Source organism: Ruegeria sp. BG5 (genome assembly GCF_056538425.1).
In genome coordinates this window covers 202,482-221,029 of the sequence record NZ_JBQFTC010000006.1, presented here as the reverse complement: position 1 = coordinate 221,029, position 18,548 = coordinate 202,482, and the positions used below count along the sequence as shown (strand labels likewise).

Below are 18,548 nucleotides of genomic sequence, written 5' to 3'. Positions count from 1 at the left end.
ACAATGGCAGAGCTAGACAACATTGCTGAGCGCATGCTGGCCACCGATTGTGGCCACTCGCTGGAGGAACTGGCCGGCAAGGCGAAGGCCGAGGACCTGGCTGCGCTGGTCCGGGTCATCGAGGACGCCGGCGCACCCAATGCCAGAACGACCCGTGCAATATTCGTGCTGGGACGGATGAACAAGAAAGAGGCGGTGCAACCGATCCTGAAAGCGTTGCCCAAGCTGGACGAAGGCGGTCTAATTGCCGCGGTCGACGCGCTTGGACGGCTGGGTGGAGCCAAGGCTCGGGGCGAACTTGTTAAGATGACAGCCAAGGACAATGCCCAAATTCGCAAGGTCGCCGCTCAGGCGCTGGCGCGGATCGGTGACAACACCGCGATGGACCGGTTGAAAGAGATTGCCGAGAGCGACGCCGAAACATTCGTGCGACGGGCGGCACGCAAGAAGCTGGACCGCGCGAAATAGACCAGTGCCGATCCAATGGACGGGCGCGCGCGTGTTTTTAGGTATCGTCCATGCTCTGGTAGTGACCTGAAGCTATCGACGGATCGTCGGGCACTTACAGGCAGATTTGCCGCGTTCTCTCGTGCAGCCGAGTTTCGTAGTTTTCCTATCTCTTCGAAAAAAGGTGTAAAATTCCATAGATTGCTTTGGCGAAAAAGAAAGTACCTCTGATCTAAAGAGATACCATGTGATATACTCGGCACTGGTGCCAGCGAAGGGTGCCATCGTATCCGTGATCCTCCTGCAAGTGCCCTTTTCGATTGCCAACAACTCTGGTCTCCTAATTGTGACCCACGGTGTTTCAACCCCCCGCACTTTTCGGAAAAACCCAAAGGCTCAAAACACTTTTTGAGGAGGGTGCACCGGTGATCGCCACTGATCCACACCCGAGCAATGCCGGGCGATTGCTGCATACAAAAAAAGCAGGTTTCAAGGAGTTGCGCCCTGCCGAGGAAACTCCTTGTGGCTTAATTCTTCCCATGGTCGTGTACACTTAGCCGGGAATATCCCACGTCCGCTTCCAGCCCAAACCGGACATTCGCAACTAAGAATAAGCAGGTTTCGAAATGCGGGGAAAAAGTGCTCTCGTAATCCAAAATAGTAACGTTTGGTTACGAAGCTAGGCCTCCCAAATACACCTAGACGAGGCCTACAGTGTTGCAAGGTCAGGGTGGTGATAGGCCTCAGGGTACGACATCGGCTTGAAAGGCCCCTTGGGCACTACGCTATTCCAGCTGCGTCCGAAATAACCCTGGCGGCAGTGTACAAGAGACCCTGCCTCGGCAATTCCGGGCAACGCATATACTCGGCACAGCCACCGCCACAAGTATGGGTAATCTAGGATTCTCGCACCATTAAGCTTCATTCGCACATAGTAGACGGGATCGTGACGATAGAGTGTTGGGAACAGGCGAAGATCTACTTCTGAAAAGTGGTTGCCTGTCAAATAGAGCCTGCCATCTGAGAGATGCTCCTCCAAATATTCTAGTGTCTCAAAATAGGCGTCAAAAGCTTTGTCATAGATCGTTTGATCAGACGAAAACCCGGCCTTGTAGGCACCATTGTTAATCGCTGTATATATCCGTTCGTTCAGGTCGTGAATTTGGTGACGCGGCACTTCGTCTGGGTAGAGCTTAACGCGATCAGCTGCCGGGATTGTGCTGCCAAGAGAATCCACCCCAGCGTACAGCATTCGGACAATTTCAGCGCTTTCGTTGTTAACAATGCGTCTTTGTATCTTGTCATACAGGATTGGAAGGGATTGCTCTTCAGAGCCTTCGGCACGATAGATCTCTTTGGCAAGGCGCAGTCCTTTGCCGGTGCCGGTCTCACTCGTGCATTCTGGCAAAGTCTCACTTGTAAGCGATGCAATCCGATCAGGCGCAAACTCCCATAGGTTTGGCGCCTCTGGATCGTCGTCGCCGGTGCGGTTTGGAAATGCAACGTCCATCGTGATGCTGTTTCGAAGGCCCAACACATTTCGCGCCAGCGTCACTCTGTGACACCACGGACAATTCAGTGCTACGAACAGGTGATAGCGATAAGGTTCTGCCGGGAACACTGGATCGCCAATAGCGTGGCGAAAGCCGCTGACACCGCGCACGAATTCACCCCGTGCGCGGCGCTTGTTGATATCAGTTTGGTCTTCTTCGGTAGACGTGTCGGTCATGACTTCAGCATCATCCTCTCAGCCGGTGATGCAAGATGATTGGCACGGCCAATTCTTCTTCATCGCTGAGATGCCGTCTGAGGAACGCTTCAATCGTGTCGCTCGTCGCATGTAGCTGTCCGGCTTCATCGTAAGCTTGCGCCTCATCAAGCGCGGATAGCTTAATCACACGGTTCGCCGTGCGGGTGAAGTCATTCAGCACCTTATCCAGATCGAAGTGATCCTTTTCCAGCAACTCCAGCCCCGCATCAAAACGAGGATCCGCAGCAGAAAGTTCAGGGAAATAGCTGCGATCTTCCCAGCCGTGATGGCCATGCAGGGTCCCGACTAGGTTGCCGCCATAGTAGGACAGCCGCCCCACGTAGTCGTCCAACCCCATCTCGTTGCTCAAAACCCCTTCTGTATCCAAGCGAATACGTTCCGCAACATGGCGGAACATCTCATGCGCGCCGAGCCAATGCTTGGTTTTTTCTTTGAAACCTGGATGGGTTTCCCAACTGTCGCGGGGGTATTGGTCCAAGAGAAACCGCATTTCTTGAGGCATGTCGTCTTGGCGAATGGCATATGTATCGAGCATCGGTTGTCTCCTTTCAGGCCGAAGATGGGAGGTCGGACAACTGCTCGCCACTAGCGAGAACGCACAGTCACTATGCGTCAGCGAACCCCCGCTAAGTCGGTGCCACTCAAACCAACGATCTTGTGGTTCCGGGATGCGATGTTGTGCTTGATGAATCCTTACAGGCCTTCGCGGCTGAAGTTGCGGACGTGGACATAAATCGGCTCAACACTTGAGCCAAACATCGCGTGAGCTTGCAGACTGTCTGTGCCGCAAGTTGAATCAGTATCCAGCCCGAACCGAACCTTCACCGTCGGGCTTTGCAAACCCCCAAATGTGGGACAAACCAGCCTTTTGACAATTGGCGCCCAATACCCGTTTCCTGCTTTTTGCGATGCAGCCAAAATCAGTTCAGCACGAAATCAAAGCTCTTCTTCGACGAGAGAAAACAATTCGATTGGACGAGCAAGGCCACGAACTTCGTGAAACCCACAAGGGGAAAACAGATCAGGGGAGGCATCAGCAATCGCTGATGTCGCCAGCACTCTGCGGCCAATAGACTTAGTTAACCCTTCAATTCGACTGGCAACGTTCACTGCGCCCCCAAGAACCGTGAAATCAAGCCTTCCTGGGCTGCCGATGTTGCCATAGCTGACTTGCCCAACATTGATCCCGATCCCAACATCCAAAGATGGCTTTTTAGCCTCGACACAGCGACGGTTTAGCGTCGTCAAACCGGCCAATACAGTTTTTGCGGCTTGCGCTGCCTTTCGGCATCGTTCTGCGTGATTAGCCTGAGTTTCGATGGTGAAAATCGAAAGAATTCCGTCACCCATAAATTTGAGAACATCGCCTCCGTTGTCTTCCACAGACTGAACAACCAGATCAAAGTAGCCGCTCAGCGCGTCAAAAACATCTGCCTCTGGCGCGACTTCTGAAAGTGCCGTAAAACCTCGTAAATCAGAAAACATGACGACCGCATCAAGGGTCGTTCGCTCGCCTCGCTTGATCCGCCCGTTCCACACGGCGTCGGAGGGCCCGTCGCCGAGATATGTTCGTAGCAGCCCCTGGGCTGACTTGCGCATCGTGACGGGTTCCAAAGCGGAAGACAGAGCAGGCAGTGCCGCCTCAATCAACGCCAGATGTTGCGGTGAAAAGCCTTCTCGCTTCTGCGTGACAAAAGTGCAGCCGTGCAGAGATCCGTCGCCATAATACATCAAAGTGGCATAGTAATCTGTGCCACCTAACCCAGCGAATTCAACATACGATGAGTGCTCAGTCTTTGGGTCCAGCTGTCGCAGGCTTTTGTGCAGAGGTTTTCTGTGCTCCAGAATGTACTCAAATGAGCTACCAACATACCCTTTTGTCAACGTCGTTTCATGAGTTACGTCGTAGCTGTCTGTTCCGTCAGGGGTCCAAACGACCCCCCATGCGATGAGTAGCGGATTGGCGAAGCGCTGACCGATATTGACCCGCCAGAGCGGTACACCTTCCTTACTTAAGAACGAGCAGAAATAAGAAACTACTTTCTCAGGGTCGCCTGAGCGGCGTCCTTCGGTAATCATCCAGTCGGTTAGTTGTGCTACGGAGGCCATGTTCTCAAACTAGTCGCTCGGACAGGATGATCAAAGAACCTTGGCTCTACACTTCTGTGGTCGGGTCGCTTGGGGACAAGATCATCTTCAATCGTGCGGTAAGATCACAAGTGTAGCAATGGAGCCCCCGAATGCCGACAGGAAAACGACCGAATGTGATACTGATCCTGGCCGATGATCTGGGCTTTGCAGATTTGGGTGCCACCGGGTCGGAAATACGCACTCCAAATATCGATGGCCTTGCAAGGGATGGTGTGCTGCTTACGGCAATGTATAACTGTGCCCGCTGTTGTCCTACGCGGGCGTCTCTTTTGACAGGGTTGTACCCGCACAACGCCGGCGTGGGCCACATGGGGGCCAACCTGGGAACGCCCGCATACCAGGGGTTTTTGCGGAATGACAGCGCCACCATTGCCGAGCACCTACGTGCTGGTGGCTATCGGACTTTGATGTCCGGCAAATGGCATGTCGCCGGAGATTTCATGGCGCGCGAAGTTGACAGTTGGCGTGTTGGAGATGTTGAGCACCCAACGCCGAGACAGCGCGGTTTTGATCGCTTCTATGGGATCGTCGATGGCGTCACCCATTTCTTCTCACCGCATTACATGCTCGAAGATGACAGCCGTGTCATGACATTCCCTGATGACTTTTATTTCACAGATGCAATCACGGACAAAGCGATTGGAATGATCGAAGAAACGCCCGACGATCAGCCATTTTTTCTTTATCTCGCACATACTGCACCGCATTGGCCGCTGCATGCCCATCCCGAGGACATCGCTCGATATGACGGGGTGTATTCTGGCGGTTGGGACGCAATCCGTACCGCACGACACGAAACCATGAACAGCATGAACCTGTTTCAGAAGAACTGGGAAATATCTCCGCGTGATGTTGCTGTTCACCCTTGGGAGGTTGAACAGAATACCGATTGGGAGGCACGGAAGATGGCCACCTATGCTGCGATGGTTGACCGGATGGATCAATCTATCGGCAGGCTCATCGCTTCGTTAAAGCGTTTTGGGCAGTTTGAAGACACCTTGATTTTGTTCCTGTCCGACAACGGTGGTTGCGCTGAATTCATGGCGGAAGACGGGTGGGCAAAGTTCTTCCCAGATACGACAAATGACGGCCTAACCATTGAAATGGGAAACCGCCCCGACGTGATGCCGGGCGGTGCCCAGACATACCAGAGCTACGACAAGCCGTGGGCAAATGTCTCGAATGCGCCATTTCGGTTGTTCAAACACTACGTCCATGAAGGCGGGATTTCGACACCACTGATAGCGCATTGGCCGAAAGGGGTCGCTTCCGGTGCGACCGCACATGCGGCCTGTCATGTCGTCGATATTTTGCCGACTATCTTGGACGCAACGGGTTGTCAGTACCAAAGTGAGGTTGGTGGCCACGAAATTCAGCCCATGCAAGGGCAGTCATTGATGGACCTGTTCCGCGGCCAGGATTGGGCGCGAGAAGAGCCTATCTTCTTCGAACATGAGGGAAATTCGGCGGTGCGGCTGGGTCAGTTCAAACTTGTCAGGCAGCATGGGCAAGATTGGGAACTTTACGACGTCGAAGCGGATCGCACAGAGTTGACTGATTTGAGAGGGAGTAACGTCGAATTAGAGGCAGACTTAGTTGGCCAATACAACGACTGGGCCAAACGGACAGGTGTTGTTGATTGGGATGTTGCACTTCCGCAGTTGCTAAAGGCGTGGAAAATTGAAACAGCAGAAGGATAGTTAACTTCACGCAGGGCTCAGAACCGTCCATCTCTTTACTCCAAGAAGTGGACCCTCTCCAGCCCGAACCGGACTTTCTAAAATAGGTTTTGCAGTTCCGATTGGCGGACTTTGCTGCCTTTTGACAGCACGGCGAATGCTGACGCAGAAAATCCTCGCTCCCGCAGCGGATTGCTTTCTGCGCTGCGGCGAAATCCCCTATAGCAGTCATTCATCATGACAAACCTAGGTGAATCCCAAACCATCATTTCGCCGCGAGCGAATTCAAATCTCGAGTTGCGGGAAAATGTTCGGAATTGCCGCCGTGCGGCCTGCGAAACCGGAAATTCGTAGGGCACCGTATTTTTTGGTAAGACACTGTCAAAACGGATCTTCCGCTAGTAGAAAAAAGCAGTGTCGAAGCATAGGAACCAGACAGGACCCGACAACTTTTAGCAATCCTTCGCCTCATTGCTTGAAAGTTGGAGGTTTTGGAGGAGATGCTCTACGAAGTAAATTTTAGAATGAGTCCACGTTGATCGGCTCAACCTTAAGATAGTATGATGCGAACAAGTATGTTAGCTTAACCGATGCGGAAACGAGATCGAAGATGAATGGCCTCGAACCAGACCTGAATATCTCGATGCTCCCGGAAAAGGCGCGTCGGGATGCGTGGGACGATTTCATGGCGGACTTTTGGCGCGTGGGAAGACCCTTGGTTTCTCGTCGGAATCTGGAACTCAGCGTGTCGTCTCGTCAGTTGGAAGACGCCGTGTTCTGCCAATTGGCCATGTCTCCGGCGGAACTCGTAGGCAATAATCACGAGTTCGATTGCGTCGTGATCCGTTACCAGAATGAGGGGCACACGGTCGCAAAAGTGAACGGAGAAACCACCCGGGTGGCACCTGGCTCTCTCACTGTAATGGACTTGTCTGCGACCCGATATTGCTACTGCGACCGCTCTAAGGTCACGTATCTTGCCCTCAGGAAATCGGCCCTTCAAGTCACGCGCCATCCTCTGCGACCGATGACGCATTTTGACAATAGTACACCAGTCGGACGGTTGATGATCGCCAATTTCCTACATCTGGCGAACGAAATTTCGCACAAACCGGAAACAGGCAATGCTTCAGCGATCAACCTGTTCGCGTCTCTGCTCGTCGCCGCGATTACGGATCGCGAGGAACTCAATTCGGAAGACCTGCATACCGAAAGAGCCAAGCGTATTCGCGCAGAACAATACATTTTCTCGCGATCGCTCTCGCTGCCTTTGAACGTTGACGAGATGTGCGCCGCTGTAGGAATGTCGCGATCGACGCTGTATCGCTTGTTTCGCGCAGATGGCGGATTGCAGGCCTATTTGGCCAACCTCCGCCTGGAATACGCACGTGACACGCTTGCCAGTAGTCAGCCAACACGAGGGGCGGTCACATCTGTCGCAACTCGTTTGGGCTTTCTCGACACGTCAAGCTTTGTTCGAAGTTTCCGGCGCCGGTACAACTGTAAACCGGGCGATATCTTGGGCTCCGAATACATCGAACCGGACAACGTAGATGCTAGTCGTAATTCGACCCACCTGCATCCAACTCTGACCAGAGAAAGCTCAATCAAACCAAACAAAGGCTTCTTTGAGAACCTGGGCGCGTTGGCAAGAACGAGTGGGACCTTCGACGTAGCACACACATCTAACCATCATGCAATTTAGTGCGCTAGAGCCTCCGAATAAAACGTCCAGCGAGCGCCATTTGCGCTAAGTCTCACTGCAATTCGCACCCGCTGACTTTCCGCTGGTTCTCAATATCCACAATGCCGCGGGGTATTGTGACCGCGCCCGCATCTCAGAGCTTCGTCGCGGAGGTAGCATGGTCGGCTCGGTTCATTGCCGCAGCGACGACGATCCTTGGTTCGGCTAGTGGCACTCTGTGACAGCGAACTTGAGACGTCATGCACGTGAGTCAAAAAGTTCAAGCTGATACCGCATAGTTAACCGGCGTTGTGTTGTTTGCTGGCTTGAAGGGTCGCTAAGGGGAAATGGTTACTCTCTTTTCGGAGATGCAAAGCTTGGTGCGATGCGTGGACGAGAGCTTAGTTGAGTACCCTCTGGCGAAGGTCGAGCGGACTGCAAACAAACCAACAGAAAATTTGAATAGGATGGAAACCCTATGAAACAGGCACTCAAGGCGCTCCGGAGTTCGCTTGCTGCACTTGTTTTCGGACTGACACCTGCAATTGCAACTGCAGAAGAAAAACCTGCTCAGGAAACCTTCTTTTTCGTTCAACATGCGCCCTCCGCATCTCTGGATGACGGCACGTTGACGCTTCATGACGCAGACGAAAATATGATCGTTTTTGCGGATCGTCCGCACCGCCTTGCAGTTGCGGTACCAAGCTCGGAATTGATCAAGATCTGGGGCAAAGGGCAAAACAGCTTTGCCGAGGACCCGCCGAATGCAGCGCTTGTCGGGCAATCCGCAGGCCAACCTGTTTCGATAATCGTTGAACTGACCAACCCAAAGAGGAAAGACGGAAACTTGGTCTTCGATTACACCGTGTTGGAAGGTACTGAGGTCCAATCCATAGAACAGAGCTATTTGGTGATCGACGACAACCCGTTCGCGGAGTTTTACAAAACCATGGCAGATCTGGCAGCCGTTTCCACCGGGGACGCGGGACAATCGACACAGCTGAACGGCGATGTGGGTATGGGTATTCTTTCGCAGGGCGTTTCGTCGAACTGAGATATTTGAGTGCGCTCACCTATCGCGGTGCCCTTCGTAAAGGGGTGCCGCAGTCACGTCATATAGCGTTTGAAGCACTTTGCGCGTCGAAAAGGGAATAGGCATGACTAAGGCAGGCATCTTGAGCACAGGCATTGCCACCACTCTGGCAGCGGGGGTTGCAGCGGGGGTTATTGCGGCTTCTGCATCTGCTGAACAAACGAAAGACCAAGCCAGCTTTCTGTTTGTTCAGCGCGCCAGCGTGGCAACGCTGCACAACGGGATCCTGACACTTGAAAACCCGGACGCGAACATGATCGTATTTGCAGATCGCCCGCACCGCGCCGCTGGGGTCATACCAAGTTCCGAACTGCTCAAAGTCTGGAGTGAAGGGCAGGATAGTTTTGCTAACGATCCACCAAACGCTGCGCTGATGGGCCAAGCGGATGGCAAACCTGTCGCGCTGGTCGTCGAACTATCGGACCCTCGGCAAGCTGGTGACACACTGACTTTTTCCTACACCATCCTGCAAGGTTCCGCAGTACCTGCCCTTGAGCAAAGCTATCTCGTTATCGATGAGAGTCCGTGGGCAGATATCGAAGGTGGGTGGGATCTTGCGGCAGATGCATTCACAGGTGGCGGCAATACAATTCAGCTGGATGCAGATTCTGGAGTGTTGGGTTCTCAATCAGATTGAGAAAAACAATCAATCTGGCCCGACGCCGGTTGAATCCGCTGTTTGGTCCTAAGGCTATGATTTCAAATACATTTTTTTGAGGGAAATAAGAAACTTCCACCAATTGGACTAAATACTTCCTGGGTTGGCCGCCGGATATCTGGCACCGTTCACGCCTGACTGACATGATGGACCAAGGAGAAAGACAGTGAAAAAGATACTTCTTGTTCTGGCCGGAATCAGCGCTTTGGCTGCACCACTTGCTCTGGCCGAAGAAGCAGATAACAAGACCTACTTGTTTGTTGAAACCGCCACAAAAGCTGAGCTCCAAGATGGGAAACTCGTTCTGTACGGTGTCGACGACGAGGTGTCGGTGTTTTCTGACCGACCGTACCGCAGCGCCGGTGTCATCAGCCGAGATCACTTCTTTGATGTTTGGAGCCAAGGTGAAAACAGCTTTGACGTTGACCCGCCAAATGCAGCTTTGTCGGGTGAGATTGATGAGGAGTCTCATGTATTGATCATCGAGATATCATCCCCGACGGTCGACGGTGAAAAAGTTTCATACAGCTACGATACAATTCAGGGGGATGAGGTTCAGGCGATGGACAATGTGATTATGTTCATCGACAGCTTTTCTTGGCGTCCCCCCTATACCGGGCCAGATGGTGGACTGCCATAAGTGGTATATGTTGTAGAGTCCCGTCAATTCGATCAATCGTGCAGGCTAAATTTCCGTTGCGCCGATTTGAAGGGCCATGAATAGTAGTCTTGCAGCCATCAAATTGCGGATAAGCGAGCATCGGATGACGATAACGAACCAGCTACTCTGCACTTTGTTCGCCATCGGTTTGGTGGGTTCCGCAGCTGCGCAGTCTGACCCGCCGGCACCCAGTGTCGTTGTTGCTCCCGCAACACGGCAGGAGTTGCAGAAACAGGATGAATTTGTTGGTCGTGTCGTCGCTGATCAAAGTGTCGACCTTCAGGCCAGAGTGGATGGTGTCCTGCAAGAGATCAACTTCACCGAAGGTGGGGCTGTCAAAAAGGGCGACGTGCTGTTCCGCATCGAGAAAAGGAAATACGCGGCAAGTGTTGATGCCGCTCAGGCTACTTTGAAAAGCGCTCAGGCTTCTGCGCTCAGCGCCAAAACGGAACTCGACCGGCAACAGACATTATTCGACAAAGGTGATGTTCCCCAGTCCGTTCTGGACACAGCCAAGGCGACGTTTGACGAGGCCCAAGCCTCAGTGGATGAGGCACAGGCCGAACTTGAAATAGCGCAGATCGATCTGGATCATACAGAGATCATCAGCCCTCTGGATGGACGCATCGGGTTGTCTGTAGTCGATGCGGGCAACATCGTGGATTCCGACAGCGGTGTTCTGGCAACGGTCACAAGCGTTGATCCCATGCTGGTGAGCTTTTTTGTTAGTGAACCCGTATTGCTACGGGAACGACGCAATGGATCGATTTCGCCGCAGGGCATCAAACTGGCAACGCAGATTACACTAGCCGACGGTCAGACTTACGATACGGAAGGCAAGGTAACCTATGTTGGCGAGAGCGTCAGTCAGGATACCGACACGATTGAACTGAGGGCCACATTCTCCAATCCCGACGGGCTTCTCATTCCTGGTCAGTTTGTCATAGTCGCGCTTAGTGGCTCGGACGACGCCAAGGTTTTGACCGTGCCACGCAATGCAGTTCAGTTCGACAAGCAGGGCTATTTTGTGTTTGCAGTGGATGACAAAAACACAGTTCACCGAACTGATATCGAAATCGGCACTCAGACCGCAACCAGAACCCAAGTAAACTCCGGCCTGAAAGACGGCGATCGAGTTGTCGTGCAAGGGCTGCAGAAAATTCACGACGGGTTGGTCGTAAAAGCGGTCGATAGTCAGAGTTAGGTCTTGGCTTGATCTCTCACTACTTCATCAATCGCCCGCATTTCGCTGCCGTCGTCGCGATTTTGATGGTTCTTTTCGGGGCGGTCTGTGTCCGACTCATGCCAATCTCGGAATATCCGAACATTACACCGCCGCAGATATATGTGACGGCGACATACCCGGGCGCGGATGCGCAAGTCATTCAGGAATCCGTGGCCACGCCCATTGAGGAGCGCGTGAACGGGATCGACGGCATGCTGTACATGCAGTCCAAAAGCTCGAATGACGGCAGCTATGACCTGAGCGTTTCTTTCGACTTGGGAACAGACCCCAATGTTGCGGCAGTCGAGGTGCAAAACCGCATCGCCCTTGCCAGTGCCGAGTTGCCATCCATTGTGCAACAGCAGGGGATCGAGGTTACCAAACAATCCGGAAATATGATCCTGGTGATCAACCTCACATCTCCTGACGGGTCACGAGATGAGTTGTACCTCAGCAATTACGCGGCCGATTTCCTGCATGATCCACTGCAGCGCCTGCAAGGGGTGGGTGGGGTCTCGCAATTCGGCCGGTTGGAATACAGTATGCGGGTCTGGATCAACCCGGTTCGTATGGCCGCGCTGAATATCACCGCGTCAGAGATTGCCGATGCGATTGAAAGCCAAAATGTTGTAGCAGCCGCCGGACAAGTCGGAGCCCCGCCATTTGGCGATGCCCGCACAGATTTTCAGTTCAAGCTACGCGCCGAGGGTCTACTGCGGGACGCTGAAGAGTTCGGCCGGATCATCATTTCAACGGGCGACGATGGATCGGTCACCCGACTGGAGGATGTGGCACGGATTGAGCTTGGTTCAGCCACCTATGCCGGGTCCTCGCAACTGAACGGCAAGGATACGGCGGCGATTGCGGTGCATCAGGAAAGCACGGCCAACGCGCTAGAGATTTCGGATGACATCCACAACCTGATGGGTGAGCTTTCGAAGAAATTTCCCGAAGGTGTCTCATATGAGATCACCTATGACGTAACAGATGCTGTGCGTGTTTCGATCGAAGACATTCTGAAAACTCTGGCGCTGACAGCAGGCTTGGTGATCGCAGTCACGTTTTTCTTTCTGGCCAGTTTCCGAGCGACAGTCGTTCCCGCGATTGCAATCCCGGTTTCTTTGCTGGGAGCAGTCGCGCTGATCTATGCGATTGGGTTCAGCGCAAACATGATCACGCTGTTTGCTTTGGTTCTAGCCATCACTTTGGTGGTCGATGACGCCATTATCATCATTGAAAACGCCGAACGGATCATGACCGATGAGGGGCTTGAGCCGCGCGACGCCACGCTCAAGGCGATGTCACAGGTCAATCGCCCGATCATCGCGACCACTTTTGTGTTGGCGGCCGTATTTGTTCCGGTGTGTTTCTTTCCCGGAGTGACGGGAACGATCTATTACCAGTTCGCCGCGACGATCATCTTCGCTTTTGTGCTGTCTGCCGTGAACGCACTGACCCTGGCCCCAGTGCTTTGTGCCATGGTACTGAAAGCAGGAGTGAAACCAATTGGCCCCTTGCAGTTTGTGCCTGCGGCGGTGTTTTGGATCAGGCGGCAATACATGCGGCTTGTCTCGCTGATGTTGAGGTACATCGCGTTCTCGCTGCTTGTCTTTGCCGCTTCTGTCGGGGCTACCATTTACCTCTTCAAAACCGTTCCTACCGGTTTGATCCCGCAAGAGGACAACGGTGTTTTGCTGGCCGCCATGGCGCTGCCAGATGGTGCTTCCCTACAGCGAACCCAGGCCTTTATGGCCAAAGCCGGCGAGGTGATCGAAAAAGCGCCCGGCGTGGACACCGTGACAACAGTGTCCGGCGCCAGCATGCTGACGGGCGTCCGCTCCAGTGCCGGAATGGCCATCATCACTCTCAAGCCGTGGGACGAACGCGCCAGCCCGGAGTTGCATTGGGATGCGATTATGCAGGATCTGGACCATAAACTGGCCACTCTGCCCGAGGCCGAAAGCTATGTGTTTCCCTTCCCAACCATCCACGGGCTTGGATCGACGGGTGGTATCTCGGTCGAGCTTTTGGATCTTGAAAAGGGCGATGGCGCGCAGCTTGACTCCGTCATGAATGCCTTCGTCACAGCCCTGAACGCCGCGCCAGAATTCGTTCGCGCCCATGGCAGCTTTTCCGGTCAGACCCCGCAATACCGATTGTCCGTGGATCGGGATCGCGCTGAAACGCTGGGCGTAAGCGTTTCGGACATCTTCACCGCATTGCAGGCCAATCTCAGCACCTTCTTCGTGGATAATTTCATTCTGTCGGAACGGGTCTATTGGGTCGTCATCTCGGCCGACGCGCGGTTTCGGCAAACGCTGGATGATGTGGACAATATCTACGTCAAAAACAGCGCGGGAGAGTCTCTGCCTTTGCGCAATTTCGTGAGCAGCGAACCGGTTCTCGCACCGGATGCGATCCCGCGTTACAACCTATTCACCGCAGCCTCTGTCAGTGCGCAGTTGACAGACGGTGTTAGTTCGGGTGCGGGCATCAACGCGATGCAAGAGATTGCCGACAAAACGCTGCCAGACGGCTTTCGGATCGAATGGTCGGGTGTGACCCAGCAAGAGGTCAAGTCACAGGGCATGGTACCCTTTATCATGCTGTCGGCCCTGGTTTTGGCTTACCTGTTTCTTGTGGTTTTGTATGAGAGCTGGATACTGCCGCTGTCGATTGTCACTTCAGCCATATTTGCGTTGCTGGGTGCGCTCATACCCATTGCCTATTTCCCGTTTCTCACCAGCAATATTTTTGCACAGATTGGAATGGTGTTGCTAATCGGACTGGCAGCCAAGAAAGCCATCATGGTCGTTGAATTCGCAAATCAAGAAAGGTTGTCCGGAGCAAGCATCCGTGAAGCCGCCCAGAAAGCGGCAGAAATCCGGTTCCGTCCAGTCACCATGACGGGTCTGTGCTTCATCGTCGGTGTATTGCCTCTGGTATTGTCCAGCGGCGCTGGAGCTGCGGCACGTGTATCTATTGGCTATCCTGTACTCTTTGGCATGATTGTCGATAGTACCTTGGGTCTTATAATGATCCCGGTCCTTTACGCGGCGTTCCAGACGCTGAGAGAATTTCTGATTCACTCTACCAAACAACGTCAAATTACTTCCTCTTCCCTTAGGTGGCTTGCCGCAAAGCAAAGCTTGGTAGTGCGAGCGATAGCTGCCATCGTGATAGTTCGCATTGGCGCGCAAGTATGTGAGTTTGTTCCGGCAAATTCGCTGCGCCACGTGAGTGCGGTGCATTGCTACCACTAGATCGATCTGTGGAATTGCAAGCCACCAAACTTGAGACGTCTGGCACGTGAGCCATGCGCCTTAAATTGGTAACCAGTAAGCCATCCGTGTCGTTTTGTTTCCCAGGTTCATGGATCCCAAAAGGAAAAAGCGTATTCTTGATTAGTTGTATTCTTGCCAGGAAAATTGGGGCGAGAAGAAAGCTGAACAGCGCCACGTTTCCACTTCACGTATCTGGCGCCAACTGTGCGAGCCGGCATCTAGATTCAACTTCATACATAACGACCATCCCAACTCTGGAGGTAACTATGAGAGTTTCGGCCAAGCTTTTCGGAGCAGCAACTATATTGAGTGCTCTCGCAGTCTCTGCAATCGCACAAGCCACCAACAATGCATCAGAAGCCGAGAGTTATCTTTTTATTGAAACCGCTGATCGCGCCACGCTAACGGACGACACTATGACTTTACACGGAGTAAGTTCCGATGTCCCCATTTTTGCGGATCGGCCCTACCGTAGTGCGGGGCAAATCAGTCGCGCTGACTTGTTAGACGCGTGGAGCAAGGGGCAGGACAGCTTTGAGTCGGATCCACCTAATGCAGCGATTACAGGTAGTATTGACGGAAAGCAGATTGTCCTAATCGCCGAAATCAAACAGCCCAAAGCGGATGGTGACTGGGTCAGCTATGAAGTTAACATTCTAGAGGGATCCAGATTCTCCGAGCTGAATAACCTGGTCATGGTGATAGATGATAACTTCATACAGGATCTCTTATGCTGGCCTTATTGCTGATAAGACCTTTTGCCCTGACGGATGAGACTATTGAGTAAAGTCTGGGATTTTGACTCACGTCGCCGGCAAGGCAGACATCAGCACAAGACGGTCAATGTGCCTTAACTATGATTGCTCAAGATCTGGCCTGTCAGGTAAACGCTGGGGGTGCATTGGGCTGCTCTGAGCCCTTTGAGGCCCGGCCCATGTTGTGCAAGGCACGTCTCGGCCCCAGGCGCTATGGCCCAAAGATCACGCTGGGACGACCGATCATGGGCGCTGCATAGGTGTTTCGGTCAAAGCGTCCCAGGCGTCTTCTTGCGTTCGTGCGGCCTGTAAACTGTCCCAGACCTCGGCCACAAAAGGATCAGCCGCAGCCATCTCGGAGACAAGCGCATCCCAGGCAACTCGGAGGCTGTCCAGGGTCTCTGGGCTGTAAAGGCGGACGTCCACGCCCTGTTCTGCCATTTGCGCGACGGCGGCGGCCTGTGAGAATTCCATCTGCAGGACCGAACGCATCGCGTTGGTTCTGGCCGCCATGTCGATGATCGTGCGCTGGCTGTCCGTCAGGCCGTCCCAAACGTCGCGGTTGATGACCAACTCAATCATCGTCGAGGGTTGGTGCCAGCCGGGGAAATAGTAGAAAGAAGCCACGTCCGGAAAATTCAGAGCAAGATCCACCTGGGGAAAGCTGAACTCGGTCCCGTCGATGGTGCCACTTTCAAACGATGGAAAGATCTCTCCGCCTGCGATCAGCACGGTATCCGCGCCCAGGCTTGCCAGCACTTCTGAGGCCAGCCCGGTCCAACGCAGTTTGAGCCCGGCAAAATCGTTGGTCCCTTCGATGGGTGTGTTGAACCAGCCGCCCGATTCCATGCCGGTGAAGGTTACTGGCATTGTCACTAGGTCAAAGCCCGCATCGTCATACATGCGCTGATTGAGCTCGAGCCCACCGCCTTCGTAGAACCAAGCCATATAATCGAGCGCCTGCGGCCCAAACGGCATCGACGTGAAAAACGACGCAACAGGCAAGGACCCATGAAGGTAGGCCGCAGCGGTATAGCCCGCTTCGATCTCGCCGTCAGAGACCGCCTGTTGAATGTCGAACGGTGGGACAATTGCGCCAGGTTCCGCCAGCTCGATCTGGATAGTCCCGCCGGAGGCTGCCTCGACGTCTGCTTCGAACTGCCGGATCGTATTGACGACCGGAAGGCTGGTCGGAAAAGCCGATTGCACGGTGATTGTGACATCCTGCGCAAGGCTCGGCCCACTCATGGCCATAAAGAGTAACGCAGCTAGGGCCAGTTTGATCATCTTTATCATTTTGTCCTCCGAGGCTGTTGCGTCAGTGTTTTAGGTTGCGCGATTGTCGATACGGCGCATTGGATCATGCTATTTCGAAGAGCTGGCTGGTGAACTAGATCTCGCCACGGATGCCCGGATTTCTGTCCTGAATCTGACCTCGTTTGATTGTTCTTACCATCTCGATCCGGCTCAGTTTCGCTTTTGCAGATTCTAAAGATTGAAAGCTCTGACGACACCCAGGCAGTCGCTTCATAGCTGCATAATCGCACTCGATCAGGTTGCTCCGCGACTTTTTGTCGATGTGCCGGGTGCTTTCGAAATGTGGATCAAAGATGCCTCCATTATCCGTGAACTTACACGTACTCGTTCAAGATCAATCTGCAGCTTTGTCCGCTACCTGTAAATTGCCTGATGAAATTTCTTTGCGCCCATCTCGAATAGCCGCTCTTCTCGCTGTATCGCAATCTTCAAGGTAATGCGCACGCAGAAAATGTTCGCTGCGAGCGCGTGTGGCGTAAATTAGAGACTTCCGTTTTGGGCTCTAAATAGTCATTCCCTGCGGTACACGTGATTGGCTGATGGCAGCGCTAAGCGGACCTTCGTAGCAAGGCTTTGCAGTTCCGGCATCAAACTATAAGCCGTCAGAAGTTGATAGGAGGTGTCGTCACACTGGTCAGCGTCGCCGTTGCAAACAGGATAAGGACAACGGCCAACATCTCCATTGAAATCGACCGCCTGAGTGAAGTCGTGGCACTAGGTTCTTTGGCCCTGAGAGCCGGAACAAATCTCAGCTTGTTCAGCGCCGCGAGGCCAAGAAGGGCAGAAACGATCACGACCTTGGCCAAAAGTACCAATCCATAGGCCGTTCCGAACAAGTCGGCCACAGTGCCCGAAAGCAGCCACGCGAGCGCTGCACCCGCAACAATCAGGACGGCAACTCCATAAGCAGCGACATTGCCAAAGTGGCGCAATAGATCGGCCCCATTAGGAGTGAGCGCCGCTTTGCGCAAAGGCAGGAGAGCACCGACCCAAAACGCGGCAGCCAGTAGATGCAAAACCAGCAAGATTGCGAGAGCCGCCCTGGGCTGTCCGAGCGAGTGTCCCACCTGAGCAAAGGAAATCGCTATGGCAAGGCTGCCCGCCAAAGCAATCCATTGCCCGGCACGGGGGAGTAGGATTGCCAATATCGCGAATTCACCCACCGCTCGCCAAATCGCGGCGGTGCCAAGCGGACTGTCCCAAACAAAGCCAAGCATTATTGGGTCCGTCGCGCCATCAAAGCCCATCCCGGATATCCGCGCCGCTCTGATGCCGAAACGTAGAGCGAGCACGGCGAGACCGAGAAGCGCCGCACCGACCGCGAGTTGACGTGCAAGGCGCAAAACAGATGCCTCGGCGCGCTTGGCAAAGAGGACCGTGAATAGGACGCTACCCATCGCCAACAGCGCCGCACCGTAGCCAAGTGCCTTCGCCAAAATGGCCAAGACGACGACACCATCTATAGGGGCCAGTCCGATCACTCAGCGACCGTGAAAAAAAAGCTGCCCTGCATCGGGTGACCGTCTGAAGCCATACCTCGCCAGTCGAAGCGGTAGCTTCCGGGAGCAAGCTCCTCCAAAGGCATAGCCCGGAATTCCGTGTTGGGGTCCATACCCGTTTCGCGTTCAATTTCGACGTCGCCATCGGGTGAGGTCAGCGTGACCGAGATGATGCGCATCGGATCATCGAACCGCATGGAAAGCTCTGGCACGTCAGTGACAGTCGCGCCGTCTGCCGGCGTCGTATCTTCGGACTTGGAATGCGCTGCCGCAAGTATTGGAGCCATTGCTACGACCAAGCCGAGAAGAGTTTGTTTGATCATC

General features: G+C 53.7%; 15 protein-coding genes. 9 read left to right on the top strand and 6 right to left on the bottom strand.

What is annotated here, in order from left to right; all coding sequences use genetic code 11:
• Nucleotides 1-3 precede the first annotated feature (3 nt).
• Nucleotides 4-468: a HEAT repeat domain-containing protein gene (locus ACR0KX_RS17500; protein WP_170624460.1), complete on the top strand. Its 465-nt coding sequence runs from the start codon at nucleotides 4-6 to the stop codon at nucleotides 466-468.
• A 688-nt stretch (nucleotides 469-1,156) separates the two neighbouring features.
• On the opposite strand, the gene ACR0KX_RS17495 is transcribed toward ACR0KX_RS17500, so the two are convergent.
• The 3 genes from ACR0KX_RS17495 to ACR0KX_RS17485 form a co-directional block, all read right to left on the bottom strand.
• Nucleotides 1,157-2,176: a glutathione S-transferase C-terminal domain-containing protein gene (locus ACR0KX_RS17495; protein ID WP_170624459.1), complete on the bottom strand. Its 1,020-nt coding sequence runs from the start codon at nucleotides 2,174-2,176 to the stop codon at nucleotides 1,157-1,159.
• Nucleotides 2,177-2,186: 10 nt separating this feature from the next.
• Nucleotides 2,187-2,753 carry a hemerythrin domain-containing protein gene (locus tag ACR0KX_RS17490; RefSeq protein ID WP_170624457.1) on the bottom strand — a complete coding sequence of 189 codons (567 nt, stop codon included), beginning with the start codon at nucleotides 2,751-2,753 and terminating at the stop codon, nucleotides 2,187-2,189.
• 401 nt (nucleotides 2,754-3,154) lie between these two features.
• Nucleotides 3,155-4,327, bottom strand: coding sequence for an adenylate/guanylate cyclase domain-containing protein (locus ACR0KX_RS17485; RefSeq protein WP_170624455.1), 1,173 nt, complete (start codon nucleotides 4,325-4,327; stop codon nucleotides 3,155-3,157).
• A 131-nt stretch (nucleotides 4,328-4,458) separates the two neighbouring features.
• Here ACR0KX_RS17485 and ACR0KX_RS17480 point away from each other — a divergent pair, with 131 nt between their 5' ends.
• From ACR0KX_RS17480 to ACR0KX_RS17445, 8 genes are all read left to right on the top strand, one after another.
• The gene (locus ACR0KX_RS17480; RefSeq protein ID WP_170624453.1) at nucleotides 4,459-6,069 is read left to right on the top strand and encodes an arylsulfatase; all 1,611 of its coding nucleotides are present in this window, start codon (nucleotides 4,459-4,461) and stop codon (nucleotides 6,067-6,069) included.
• 589 nt (nucleotides 6,070-6,658) lie between these two features.
• On the top strand, nucleotides 6,659-7,753 hold the full coding sequence (locus ACR0KX_RS17475) for a helix-turn-helix domain-containing protein (protein ID WP_170510936.1): 1,095 nt from the start codon (nucleotides 6,659-6,661) through the stop codon (nucleotides 7,751-7,753).
• A 457-nt stretch (nucleotides 7,754-8,210) separates the two neighbouring features.
• The gene (locus tag ACR0KX_RS17470) at nucleotides 8,211-8,786 is read left to right on the top strand and encodes a hypothetical protein (RefSeq protein WP_480708640.1); all 576 of its coding nucleotides are present in this window, start codon (nucleotides 8,211-8,213) and stop codon (nucleotides 8,784-8,786) included.
• Nucleotides 8,787-8,889: 103 nt separating this feature from the next.
• Nucleotides 8,890-9,462, top strand: coding sequence for a hypothetical protein (locus ACR0KX_RS17465; protein WP_170624449.1), 573 nt, complete (start codon nucleotides 8,890-8,892; stop codon nucleotides 9,460-9,462).
• 187 nt (nucleotides 9,463-9,649) lie between these two features.
• Nucleotides 9,650-10,123: a LamG domain-containing protein gene (locus ACR0KX_RS17460; protein WP_170521913.1), complete on the top strand. Its 474-nt coding sequence runs from the start codon at nucleotides 9,650-9,652 to the stop codon at nucleotides 10,121-10,123.
• 76 nt (nucleotides 10,124-10,199) lie between these two features.
• The gene (locus ACR0KX_RS17455; protein WP_170624447.1) at nucleotides 10,200-11,348 is read left to right on the top strand and encodes an efflux RND transporter periplasmic adaptor subunit; all 1,149 of its coding nucleotides are present in this window, start codon (nucleotides 10,200-10,202) and stop codon (nucleotides 11,346-11,348) included.
• 8 nt (nucleotides 11,349-11,356) lie between these two features.
• Complete coding sequence (locus ACR0KX_RS17450) at nucleotides 11,357-14,632, top strand: efflux RND transporter permease subunit (protein WP_480708639.1); 3,276 nt, start codon at nucleotides 11,357-11,359, stop codon at nucleotides 14,630-14,632.
• A 287-nt stretch (nucleotides 14,633-14,919) separates the two neighbouring features.
• Complete coding sequence (locus ACR0KX_RS17445) at nucleotides 14,920-15,402, top strand: hypothetical protein (RefSeq protein WP_170521909.1); 483 nt, start codon at nucleotides 14,920-14,922, stop codon at nucleotides 15,400-15,402.
• A 249-nt stretch (nucleotides 15,403-15,651) separates the two neighbouring features.
• Here the strand turns inward: ACR0KX_RS17445 and ACR0KX_RS17440 are convergent, their stop codons facing one another.
• The 3 genes from ACR0KX_RS17440 to ACR0KX_RS17430 form a co-directional block, all read right to left on the bottom strand.
• A complete protein-coding gene (locus tag ACR0KX_RS17440) occupies nucleotides 15,652-16,704 on the bottom strand; it encodes a TRAP transporter substrate-binding protein (protein ID WP_170624443.1) in 1,053 nt (350 codons plus the stop codon).
• A 623-nt stretch (nucleotides 16,705-17,327) separates the two neighbouring features.
• Entirely contained in the window at nucleotides 17,328-18,206 is an 879-nt protein-coding gene (locus ACR0KX_RS17435; RefSeq protein ID WP_170624441.1) for a CopD family protein, read from the bottom strand.
• Nucleotides 18,203-18,547, bottom strand: a complete 345-nt coding sequence (locus ACR0KX_RS17430) for a copper resistance CopC family protein (protein WP_480708638.1) — start codon at nucleotides 18,545-18,547, stop codon at nucleotides 18,203-18,205. The genes ACR0KX_RS17435 and ACR0KX_RS17430 overlap by 4 nt, the downstream gene beginning before the upstream one ends.
• Nucleotide 18,548: the final 1 nt, after the last annotated feature.

Coding starts and splice junctions, on each gene's coding strand:
- ACR0KX_RS17500 (WP_170624460.1), top strand. CDS start 4: ATGGCAGAGCTAGACAACATTGCTGAGCGCATGCTGGCCACCGATTGT.
- ACR0KX_RS17495 (WP_170624459.1), bottom strand. CDS start 2,176: ATGACCGACACGTCTACCGAAGAAGACCAAACTGATATCAACAAGCGC.
- ACR0KX_RS17490 (WP_170624457.1), bottom strand. CDS start 2,753: ATGCTCGATACATATGCCATTCGCCAAGACGACATGCCTCAAGAAATG.
- ACR0KX_RS17485 (WP_170624455.1), bottom strand. CDS start 4,327: ATGGCCTCCGTAGCACAACTAACCGACTGGATGATTACCGAAGGACGC.
- ACR0KX_RS17480 (WP_170624453.1), top strand. CDS start 4,459: ATGCCGACAGGAAAACGACCGAATGTGATACTGATCCTGGCCGATGAT.
- ACR0KX_RS17475 (WP_170510936.1), top strand. CDS start 6,659: ATGAATGGCCTCGAACCAGACCTGAATATCTCGATGCTCCCGGAAAAG.
- ACR0KX_RS17470 (WP_480708640.1), top strand. CDS start 8,211: ATGAAACAGGCACTCAAGGCGCTCCGGAGTTCGCTTGCTGCACTTGTT.
- ACR0KX_RS17465 (WP_170624449.1), top strand. CDS start 8,890: ATGACTAAGGCAGGCATCTTGAGCACAGGCATTGCCACCACTCTGGCA.
- ACR0KX_RS17455 (WP_170624447.1), top strand. CDS start 10,200: ATGAATAGTAGTCTTGCAGCCATCAAATTGCGGATAAGCGAGCATCGG.
- ACR0KX_RS17445 (WP_170521909.1), top strand. CDS start 14,920: ATGAGAGTTTCGGCCAAGCTTTTCGGAGCAGCAACTATATTGAGTGCT.
- ACR0KX_RS17440 (WP_170624443.1), bottom strand. CDS start 16,704: ATGATAAAGATGATCAAACTGGCCCTAGCTGCGTTACTCTTTATGGCC.
- ACR0KX_RS17430 (WP_480708638.1), bottom strand. CDS start 18,547: ATGATCAAACAAACTCTTCTCGGCTTGGTCGTAGCAATGGCTCCAATA.